Origin of the sequence: Mesorhizobium sp. B1-1-5 (genome assembly GCF_006443065.1) — a bacterium.
In the GTDB taxonomy this organism is placed as follows: Bacteria; Pseudomonadota; Alphaproteobacteria; order Rhizobiales; family Rhizobiaceae; genus Mesorhizobium.
Genome location: NZ_VFWS01000059.1, coordinates 19,716 through 29,429, shown reverse-complemented (window position 1 = coordinate 29,429; position 9,714 = coordinate 19,716). Strand labels below are relative to the sequence as shown.

Annotated in this window: 10 protein-coding genes; 4 read left to right on the top strand and 6 right to left on the bottom strand. The window is 63.3% G+C overall.

What is annotated here, in order from left to right:
- Together FJ980_RS18240 and FJ980_RS18235 are read right to left on the bottom strand one after the other, a co-directional pair.
- Positions 1–1,280: ABC transporter substrate-binding protein (locus FJ980_RS18240; protein WP_140545087.1), on the bottom strand; the 1,280-nt coding region annotated here is incomplete at its 3' end.
- 147 nt (positions 1,281–1,427) lie between these two features.
- On the bottom strand, positions 1,428–3,413 hold the full coding sequence (locus FJ980_RS18235) for a CocE/NonD family hydrolase (RefSeq protein ID WP_140545085.1): 1,986 nt from the start codon (positions 3,411–3,413) through the stop codon (positions 1,428–1,430).
- Positions 3,414–3,598: 185 nt separating this feature from the next.
- Between FJ980_RS18235 and FJ980_RS18230 the strand changes: the two genes are divergently transcribed.
- Both FJ980_RS18230 and FJ980_RS18225 read left to right on the top strand, forming a co-directional pair.
- A complete protein-coding gene (locus tag FJ980_RS18230) occupies positions 3,599–3,853 on the top strand; it encodes a BrnT family toxin (RefSeq protein WP_140545083.1) in 255 nt (84 codons plus the stop codon).
- Positions 3,840–4,151, top strand: a complete 312-nt coding sequence (locus FJ980_RS18225) for a BrnA antitoxin family protein (protein WP_140545081.1) — start codon at positions 3,840–3,842, stop codon at positions 4,149–4,151. Before FJ980_RS18230 ends, FJ980_RS18225 begins: the two co-directional genes overlap by 14 nt.
- A gap of 10 nt (positions 4,152–4,161) precedes the next feature.
- Here FJ980_RS18225 and FJ980_RS18220 read toward each other — a convergent pair whose 3' ends face one another.
- Genes FJ980_RS18220 through puuE form a run of 4 tightly spaced genes read right to left on the bottom strand, consistent with a single transcriptional unit; the run spans position 4,162 to position 7,558 of the window.
- The gene (locus FJ980_RS18220; protein WP_140545079.1) at positions 4,162–4,755 is read right to left on the bottom strand and encodes a nucleoside deaminase; all 594 of its coding nucleotides are present in this window, start codon (positions 4,753–4,755) and stop codon (positions 4,162–4,164) included.
- A gap of 15 nt (positions 4,756–4,770) precedes the next feature.
- Positions 4,771–5,262, bottom strand: coding sequence for an ureidoglycolate lyase (locus FJ980_RS18215; RefSeq protein ID WP_140545077.1), 492 nt, complete (start codon positions 5,260–5,262; stop codon positions 4,771–4,773).
- Complete coding sequence (locus FJ980_RS18210) at positions 5,259–6,119, bottom strand: bifunctional allantoicase/(S)-ureidoglycine aminohydrolase (protein WP_095769408.1); 861 nt, start codon at positions 6,117–6,119, stop codon at positions 5,259–5,261. The genes FJ980_RS18215 and FJ980_RS18210 overlap by 4 nt, the downstream gene beginning before the upstream one ends.
- A gap of 14 nt (positions 6,120–6,133) precedes the next feature.
- Entirely contained in the window at positions 6,134–7,558 is a 1,425-nt protein-coding gene (gene puuE / locus FJ980_RS18205) for an allantoinase PuuE (RefSeq protein ID WP_140545075.1), read from the bottom strand.
- Between the two features lie 187 nt (positions 7,559–7,745).
- Between puuE and uraH the strand changes: the two genes are divergently transcribed.
- On the top strand, positions 7,746–8,120 hold the full coding sequence (gene uraH / locus FJ980_RS18200; RefSeq protein ID WP_140545073.1) for a hydroxyisourate hydrolase: 375 nt from the start codon (positions 7,746–7,748) through the stop codon (positions 8,118–8,120).
- A gap of 3 nt (positions 8,121–8,123) precedes the next feature.
- Positions 8,124–9,599, top strand: a complete 1,476-nt coding sequence (xdhA, locus tag FJ980_RS18195; RefSeq protein ID WP_140545071.1) for a xanthine dehydrogenase small subunit — start codon at positions 8,124–8,126, stop codon at positions 9,597–9,599.
- Positions 9,600–9,714: the final 115 nt, after the last annotated feature.

Genomic DNA, 9,714 nt, shown 5'->3' with positions numbered 1-9,714 from the left:
CCCCAGTAGGAGAGCGAGAAAGGCTGCTTGTTCCAGACTTCGGTCCAGTAGCCGTCGCCCGGCTCGCGCTTGATCTCGATCTTGATGCCGGCTTTGGCGCAGCTCTGCTGATAAAGCTGAGCGGCGTCCACGGCGCCCGGGAAGGCGACGTCGGACGTGCGCAGCAGGATCGAGCCGCTATGGCCCGATTTCTTGTAGGCCGCGGCCGCCTTTTCCGGATCGAACTTGCGCTGCTCGAAATCGCCTGCAAACAGCGGATAGGCCTTGTTGACCGGCATGTCGTTGCCGACTTCGCCGTAACCGCGCAGGATCTTGGTCAGCATCTCCTCGCGGTCCATGGCGAGCTTCAGCGCCATCCTGAGATCGTTGTTGTCGAAGGGCGCGGTGTCGCAGAACATGTTGAAGGGATAAAAGCCGCGGCCCGAAGCGGCGCGGATGGTGACGCCGGGCAGCCGCTTGACCAGATCGACGATCTTCGGCTCGACGCGGTTGATCATGTTGACCTGGCCGCCCTGGAGCGCGGCCATGCGCGCCGTCGGGTCATTGACGACGACGATCTCGACCTGGTCGGCATGGCCGTATTTGTCGGCCTGCCAGTAATTGGCGAAACGCTCGCCGCCATGTTTCACGCCGGGCTGGTTGGTGGTGACCTTGTAAGGGCCGGTGCCGATGCCGGCATCCGGCTTGTCCATGCCGCCATTCGGCTGGATGATCAGGTGATAGTCCGCCATCAGGTAAGGCATGTCGGCGTTCGGGTCCTTCAGCGTGACCACGACATTGCCGCCATCGGCCTTGATGGTGTCGATGCTCTTCAGCACGCCCAGCGCGCCCGACTTGGACTTCTCGTCGCTGTGGCGCTTCAGCGTCGCCACCACGTCGTCCGGCGTCACTTCCTTGCCGTTATGGAACTGAACGCCTTTGCGGATTTTCATCGTCCAGGTCTTGGCGTCGTCCGAAGAGCCGATCTCCTCGGCGATGAGGTATTCGACGCCGCCGCCCGGAGCGAGCTCGACCAGCGTTTCGCCCCAGCATTTGCCGAAGGCGAAGGGAACCTGGCTGAGGAAGGTCGCCGGATCGAGGCTGTTGGTGGATTCACCGCCCTGCAGGCCGGCCTTCAGCGTGCCGCCCTTGACCGGGCCGGCGGCGCGCACGGCGTTGGAGAGCAACGAGTTGGCAACGGTGGCGGCGACGCCGAGCGCCGCGGCGCGCCCGAGAAAATCGCGACGGCTAAGTTTTCCGGCCGCGACTCGCCGGCTGAGATAGTCGAGTTCGTTGGACATTAAGGTTCCTCACTCTGGATATCCGACCTTAGGGTCGTTCTTGCTATTGGAGGAGATAATGACCGTAAGGGAAAGCGGCAGGCAAGACCGAATGCGACATGCGGTGGCGTAAATCGCACGCCGCATTTGGACCAATCTTGCCTCGACTCAAACCAGCGAGCGGGGAATCGCCTGCTCGAAGTCGCGTTCGAAGACCAGCTTTTCGCCCTCATAGGCTTCGATTCTGGCGCTGACGATAAAGTTTGCGGCGTCCGATCGCATCTTGGCAAAAGTCTCGGTCCGCACCGACCATTCATCGCGCGACAGGGTCTGCGTCCAATGCGTGGCTCCGGTGGCCGACAGCGGGTCGTCGGGATGGATCGTCCATGTCTCGCGCACGATGCTGCCATTGACCAGCCCATGGTCGATGTCGCGCACCTCGCCGAAATCGTCGGTTATGGAGAGTGTGACCAGATCGGTCTTCTCGTCGCGATCGACATGACGTTCGGAATTCGCCTGCCTGATCGTCTCGGTCGCCCATGGCGTCGCGCCTTCCGGCTCGGGGAACGAAACCTCATCCCCTCTCGCCAGCGGACGCAGCGGCAGCCTCAGCGTCGCCTTGGCGAGATCAAGCCGCACCGGTTCCGGCGAGGGCCAGATCATCGGCCAGTAAGCGGTCGAAACGGCGATGCGCAATTTGTGGCCGGCCGGCACACGATAGGCGCATTGGTCGAGCACGACGCGCGCCGAAACCGTCTCCCCGGGAACCAACGGTTCGGGGAATTCATGCGAGTTGCGGTGCGTGAGATTGAGCACGCCATAGGAGATCAGCTCCGAGGCGCCGTCCGGATGCACATCGCAAAGCCGCACCGCGATGTTGGCCCGCGGCCGGTCGGAGGCAAGCTGGACCTCGAGCTCCGGCGCCCCGACTATGTCGATCGCTTCGCCGAGCTCGGGTTGGTCGAAACAAACCGACAGCGCGTCGTCGGGGCGTTGGTCGCCCGGCAGTTCCGGCCCGAAGGTGAAGGGAAAATATTCGCCGCCGGCAAGTCCGCAGGTCTGCGGCGACGCGACGATCGCGGGCTTGGCGCCGTCGGGGATGAGCTCGATCGTTTCAAGCTTGATGTTGGCCGACGGCCAGATCTGCTCGGCCACCCAGCGGCCCGGCCGTTCCGGGTGCCAGCGCGCCGGCCGCACGCTGTCCATCACATAGGCGCGGTAGTCCGGATCGGCTTCGACGCCGGTTTCAGCGCCCTTCAGCCAGCGGTCCCACCAGCGCAGCGCTTCCTGCAGGAAGCCGATAGCCGGATTGGGCCCGGCGTAATGCGGGTATTTGTGGATCCAGGGACCGACGATACCTTTGACCGGCGACTCGATGTTGGTGACGAGATTGGAAATCGTGTTGCGGTAGCCGTCATGCCATCCGCCTATCGACAGCACGGCCGCTTTCACCGCCGAAAAATCCTCGCAGATCGAGCCGCGCTTCCAATAGGCGTCGCGATGCTGGTGGGTGAGCCAGAGTGGCAGAAGGAAGGGCTGGTTCTCCAGCCGGCCAAGCCACAAATCCCGCCAGCGATTGCCGCCGGCGATCGCCGGATCCGGCGGCCGCGACGAATAGGACAGCATCGTCGAGGCCCAGCCGAAATTTTCCAAGAGCAGGCAGCCGCCCTTGTAGTGGATGTCGTCGGCATAGCGGTCGACGGTCGAGCATAGGCTGATCACCGCCTTCAGCGCGGGCGGCTGCTTGGCAGCCACCTGCAGGCAGTTGAAGCCGCCCCAGGAAATGCCCATCATGCCGACATTGCCATTGCACCAGGGCTGCGCCGCCGCCCAGGCGATGACGTCGCAGGCATCCTGCAATTCCTGCTCGGAATATTCGTCGTCCATCAGCCCTTCGGAATCGCCATTGCCGCGCATGTCGACGCGGATCGAGGCGTAGCCGTGCCCGGCGAAATAGGGATGTGTGAGCTGGTCGCGAAAAATGGTGCCGTCGCGCTTGCGGTAGGGCAGGTGCTCGAGGATCGCCGGCACCGGATCGTCAGTGGCGTCCTGCGGCATCCAGACGCGCGCCGACAGCCGGCAGCCGTCCGGCATGACGATGCCCATATCGGGGAATTCGACGACCTTGCGGGGGAATTCGGTGACGGTTTTCATGGAGCGCATAACGCTCCGCGGTGCGCAGACTTTCAATCGCCATTCGCGACTGGAGCATCAAAAAATGCGACCTGGGTCGTTAGCGAACGCACCCTCCGATCATCCGGCTTTCTTGTATTTCTCGATTAATTTGTGTATTACGTTTATTCACGTGGCCCTGATGTGGACCGACTGGATGATCTCGCCTGAAAATCGTTTGGGATGAGCCAAAACGGGTGACGAACCTCGCAAGCCGGGGTCTCGACTTCGCTGATCTCGATATCGAATTTTTTGCCACGTCAATTGTCATCCCGGCCAAGGCCGGTCGGCTGAAGGCGATTGGAGAATTTGGAGAGATCATTCTCGCCGTGATCTTCAGGCCGCTTGGTTCCGAGGCGATCTCAGTGATCTCGATGCGTCATGCCAGCCGAAAGGAAAGGTCCGTGTATGAGCAACACTAAGTCACACATTCGGCGGCTTACCGATGCCGAGGAAGCCGAAATTCAAAGACAGATTGCTGCCGATCCCGAGGACGGGGAGGCGACCGACGAACAGTTGGCACAAGCCAAGCCTTTCGCGGAAGCGCTCCCGGAACTTTTCGAGAGCATAAGGCGTTCCCGTGGCCGACCGGCCCTGGAGAAACCAAAGCAAGTCGTCTCCATCCGCCTGGACCAGGACGTTGTCAGAAAATTCAAGGCGACCGGCAAGGGTTGGCAGGCACGGATAAATGAAGTGCTGAAAAACGCGAAGCTAAGGTAGGCTATACATTTCAGTTCAGCGGGATGTCGTTGTCGGCCTTGCTTGCCTGATAGGTGTCCGACAGCTCGTCATAGCGCGCCGCAATCCTGCCGATCCGAGCCTCCAGCCGCTGGCGCTCAGCCTCGGGCAAAGCCCTGACCAGCCGGCGGATGGAAAAACTCTTCCAATAGGCGTTCTCGGCATTGTAGCCGCCAGGATCGAGGGTGAAGACCTCTTTCAGGATCTTCAGGTCGTGAGGGATGGCAAAACTGTCGCGCGAATCCTCATGGCTGAAGAGGTAGTAGAAATTGTCGAAACCGGTCCAGGTGATCGCCGACAGGCAGAGCGAGCAGGGCTCGTGCGTGGCGACGAACAGCGCATCCTTGGTGTCGACGCGCTCGGCCTTGGGCATCTCGTAGAAGCGCTTCAGGCAATGCACCTCGCCATGCCAGAGCGGATTTTCCGTCTCGTTGTTGGTCTCGGCCAGCACCAGCGAGCGGTCATCCTTTCGCAGGATCGCGGCGCCGAACAGCTTGTTGCCATGGGCGACGCCTTGCGCTGTCTTCGGCACGATGTCGTGCTCGATCACATCGAGCAGGCGGTCGATCAGCGAAATGTCGGTCATGGGAATCGCGAGCTTTCAGTGAAGGTGGATCTCGTAGGGATGCGAGAAATAGAACTCTTCAAGATTGGAGCCGTCGCCACCGCGGTCGACGATGAGAAAATCCTGCTCCTCGCCGATTGGCGTCAGCACGCCGTGCCACAGGTTGCGGCGGTAGTTGATGCCTTGTCCGGGGCCGGCGAGAAAGGCATGCGGTTCACCCGGGCCATCCTTCGTGTCATGGCAGACGACCACCAGGAACGGCCGCGGCGACAGCGGGATGAAGGCCTGGCTGCCGAGTGGATGGCGCTCGACCATGGTGAGCTTCAGCGGCATCTCATAGGGCGTGCCGCGCACCATCGAGATCAGCACGCGCGCATTCGGGCCTGCGGCTTCCGCCGTGGCGAGGTCGTGATAGCGCATCGCCTTGCCGCCATTGATCGGGTAGCGGTTGTCGCCGCCCATGTCGATGACGTCGCCGAAGGGCGCGAAGGTCTCGCGGGTGAGTGGCTGGGCGACAATGCGGCTCACCGCGCCTTGCCCCCAAGATAGCCGCCAAGCCTGGCGTGACGGTTGACGTCCTTGTAGAGCAGGTAGCGGAAATTGCCGGGGCCGCCGGCATAGCAGGCCTGCGGACAGAAGGCGCGCAGCCACATGAAATCGCCGGCTTCGACCTCGACCCAGTCCTGGTTGAGGCGGTAGACCGCCTTGCCTTCGAGCACATAAAGCCCGTGCTCCATGACGTGGGTCTCTGCGAAGGGGATGACCGCGCCGGGCTTCAGCGTCACGATGGTGACGTGCATGTCGTGGCGCATGTCGGCCGGGTCGACAAAGCGGGTCGTTGCCCAGCGCCCTTCGGTGCCCGGCATCGGGCTTGGCGCAACGTCCTGATCGCTCGAGAAGAAGGCTTCCGGCGCGTCGAGGCCGTCGACAGCCTCATAGGCCTTGCGAATCCAGTGGAAGCGGACGGCGCTGCCGCTCTCGTTGCGCACCGTCCAGCCGCTCGACGGTGGCAGGAAGGCAAAGCCGCCAGGGGCAAGCACGTGTTTTTTGCCGGCAAGCGATACGGTGAGCTCGCCCTCGACGACGAACAGCACACCCTCGGCGCCGGCATCGAGTTCCGGCCGGTCGCTGCCGCCGCCGGGCAGGACCTCGACGATATATTGCGAGAACGTCTCGGCGAAGCCCGAGAGCGGCCTTGCGATGATCCAGGCCCTCGTCTCGTCCCAGAACGGCAGCGGACTGGTGACGATGTCCTGCATCACGCCCCTGGGGATGACCGCATAGGCCTCGGTGAAGACGGCGCGGCCGGTCAAAAGCTCGTTCTGGCCGGGATGGCCGCCATGCGGCGCATAATAGGTTCGCTCGGCAGTCTTGATCATGTCCATGGGGATCCCTGGCGTTATTGCGGGAGCATGTCTTTCAGGCGAAGCAGCGCGATGCGTTCGACCTGTTTGCAGGCGGTTTCGAGCTCGGTGCCGCGGCTGTTGCCGATCCGCGCCTCGAACTCCACCAGGATTTCGTCCTTGGTTTTGCCCTTGACCGCGATGATGAAAGGGAAGCCGAAGGTGGTGACATAGGCGGCGTTGAGTTTCGAGAACAGCTCGCGTTCCTTGTCGGTCAGCGCGTCGAGCCCGGCGGACGCCTGCTCCTTGGCCGATTCCGGCGTCAGCCGCTTGGCCGCCGCCAGCTTGCCGGCGAGGTCCGGATGGGCGTTGAGCACGGAAAGCCGTTCGGCCTCGCTCGCCGCACGGAAGACGCGGCAGAGCGCGTTGTGCAGGCCGCCGGCGCTGTCATGCGCGGGCCCGAGTTCCAGTTCGTAGGCGCGCTCGGCGATCCAGGGCGAATGCTCGAACACGCCGCCGAAGGCATGCACGAATTCCTCGAACCCCATCCGCGACGGCCGCAGCGCCGGCGCCTGATAAGGATGCGTCTCGCGCCAGTGCCTGGCGATGTCGATGCGCCGCGTCAGCCAGACCTTGTCGTGCGACTTCACGTAATCGACAAAGCGCTTCAGTGCCGCCACCCGACCGGGACGGCCGACCAGCCGGCAATGCAGGCCGATATTCATCATGCGCGGCCTGCCCGCCTTGCCCTCGGCATAGAGCGTATCGAAACTATCCTTCAGATAGGCGAAGAACTGGTCGCCGGAGTTGAAGCCCTGCGGCGTCGCGAAGCGCATGTCGTTGGCGTCGAGCGTGTAGGGGATGATGAGCTGCGGCTTCTCCAGCCCGTCGCGGTCGAACCAGTAAGGCAGTTCGTCGTCATAAGTGTCGGAGACGTAGTCGAAACCGCCTTCCTCGGCGACGAGCCGTACCGTGTTGACCGAAGTGCGGCCGGTGTACCAGCCGGTCGGCCGCGCGCCGGTCACCTCGTAATGCAGCTTGATCGTCGCTTCGAGATCGCGCCGCTCGTCCTCGGCCGAGTGGTCGCGATAGTCGATCCATTTCAGGCCATGTGAGGCGATCTCCCAGCCAGCCGCCTGCATGGCGGCCACTTGGTCGGGCGAGCGCGCCAGCGCGGTGGCGACGCCGTAGCAGGTCACCGGCACTTGCGCTTCGGTGAACAGCCGGTGGAGCCGCCAGAAGCCGGCCCGCGCGCCGTATTCATAGATCGATTCCATGTTCCAGTGGCGCTGGCCGACCCAGGCGGCGGCACCGACGATTTCGGACAGGAACGCTTCCGAAGCCTTGTCGCCATGCAGCACGCAGTTCTCGCCGCCCTCTTCATAGTTGACGACGAACTGCACCGCCACATGCGCGCCGCCGGGCCATTTTGGGTCCGGCGGATTTGCCCCGTAACCGCGCATGTCCCGATCGTAACGCATTGCCGCTCCTGCCCGATGGTCGAGATGAAGATATCGAAAGGAGTGCGCATGCATTCCCCCGAAAATTTTTGAAAGTGCTTTTTGCCACGCTCCGCTCGACCGGGGCTTATGCATGGCCTTTAATTGGCGCACAATTGACCTGAAACTGAACCGGCCAATCGGTCGTGCTGGAAATGGGAGGCGGCCAGTGGCAGAGACGTCGAAAGCCGATGACGGGCGCCTGACGACCCATGTGCTCGACACCGCGACCGGTCGGCCTGCCAAGGGCCTGTCGATCGGCCTTTTTCGCATCGAGGGCCAGGGCCGCACGCACCTCAAGACCGTCGCCACCAACGATGACGGGCGCTGCGACGCGCCGCTGCTTGCCGGCGCCGATTTCCGCACCGGCGAGTATGAGCTGGTCTTCGCCGCCGGCGACTATCTGCGCGGCCAAGGGATCGACCTGCCGCAACCTGCTTTCCTCGACATCGTGCCGATCCGCTTCGGCATGGCGGAGAAGCTGCATTATCACGTCCCGCTCTTGATTTCGCCCTATGGCTACTCGACCTATCGGGGGAGCTGAGACATGGTTGAGACCCGCAACGAAATACGCTTCATCTTGAACGGCAGCGACGTGGCGCTGAGAGACGTCGCGCCCGATGCGACTTTGCTCGACTGGCTGCGGCTCAACCGCTCGTTGCGCGGCACCAAGGAAGGCTGCGCCGAGGGCGATTGCGGCGCCTGCACGGTGCTGGTCGGCAAGCTCTCCGCCGAAGGTCTGGTCTATGAAAGCGTCAATGCCTGCATCCGCTTCATGGGCTCGCTGGACGGCACTCATATCGTCACCGTGGAGCATCTGCGTGGCGAGCCGGGCAAGTTGCATCCCGTGCAGCAGGCGATGGTCGATTTCCACGGCTCGCAATGCGGCTTCTGCACGCCGGGCTTCATCATGTCGCTCTACGGGCTGTGGATGAAAACGCCCGATCCGTCCAACGCGGCGATCGAAAAAGCGCTGCAGGGAAACCTCTGCCGCTGCACCGGCTATGACGCGATCATGCGCGCCGCGCACGCCATTTCGAGCTACGGCAAGGCGGCTAAGGATCCGCTGGCCGTGGAGCGCGACGACATCACCGCGCGGCTGAAGGCACTGCGCGATGGCGCCAGGGTCGAGATCGGGTCGGGCAAGGCGCGGCTGATCGTGCCGGCCAGCGTCGACGATTTCGCCGCCTTGCTTGAGAAGGAACCGGGCGCCACCATCATCGCCGGTTCGACCGATGTCGGCCTGTGGGTCACCAAGCACATGCGCGACATCTCGCCGGCGATCTTCATCGGCGGCCTCGACGGCTTGCGTACGACCTCGGAAAAAGACGGCGTCATCACCATCAGCGCCGGCGTGACCTACACCGAAGCCTTCGAAACGCTGTCGAAGCGTATCCCGGCATTGGGACCGCTGGTCGACCGCATCGGCGGCGAACAGGTGCGCAACATGGGCACCATCGGCGGCAACATCGCCAACGGCTCGCCGATCGGCGATATGCCGCCGCCGTTGATCGCGCTCGGCGCGCAGCTCACGCTGCGCAAGGGCGAGGCCCGCCGCACCATACCGCTCGAAACCTTCTTCATCGCCTATGGCAAGCAGGACCGTCAGCCTGGCGAATTCGTCGAATCCGTGCATGTGCCGGTGCCGGCAAAAGGAACGAAGTTTGCCGTCTACAAGGTCACCAAGCGCCGCGACGAGGATATCACCGCGACGCTCGGGGCATTCTACCTGACCTTGGCCAAGGACGGCACGGTGGCCGACATCCGCATCGCCTATGGCGGCATGGCGGCGACGCCGAAGCGCGCCGCGGCGGTCGAGAAGGCGCTGATCGGCAAAGTCTGGAACGAAGCGACGGTGGAGGCAGCGATGGCGCAATACGCCAAGGACTTCACGCCGCTCACCGATATGCGGGCGACCGCCGAATACCGGGCGCTGGCGGCAAGGAACCTTCTGCTGCGCTTTTATGTCGAGACGACAGGAACGAAGGCGCCGTTCCAGGTCTCGCGCAACGAGGCTGCCTGATGCGCCCGCAATCCAACACATCAAGGCAAAGCGCCGGACCGTCGCGGGTAGCCCCCTTCTCCCCGTTCACGGGGAGAAGGTGGCCCGAAGGGTCGGATGAGGGGCAGCGCCGATA

What these genes read in the sequence shown, in the direction of transcription:
- FJ980_RS18235 (WP_140545085.1), bottom strand. Translation starts at nt 3,413, where the DNA reads ATGAAAACCGTCACCGAATTCCCCCGCAAGGTCGTCGAATTCCCCGAT.
- FJ980_RS18225 (WP_140545081.1), top strand. Translation starts at nt 3,840, where the DNA reads ATGAGCAACACTAAGTCACACATTCGGCGGCTTACCGATGCCGAGGAA.
- FJ980_RS18220 (WP_140545079.1), bottom strand. Translation starts at nt 4,755, where the DNA reads ATGACCGACATTTCGCTGATCGACCGCCTGCTCGATGTGATCGAGCAC.
- FJ980_RS18210 (WP_095769408.1), bottom strand. Translation starts at nt 6,119, where the DNA reads ATGGACATGATCAAGACTGCCGAGCGAACCTATTATGCGCCGCATGGC.
- puuE (WP_140545075.1), bottom strand. Translation starts at nt 7,558, where the DNA reads ATGCGTTACGATCGGGACATGCGCGGTTACGGGGCAAATCCGCCGGAC.
- xdhA (WP_140545071.1), top strand. Translation starts at nt 8,124, where the DNA reads ATGGTTGAGACCCGCAACGAAATACGCTTCATCTTGAACGGCAGCGAC.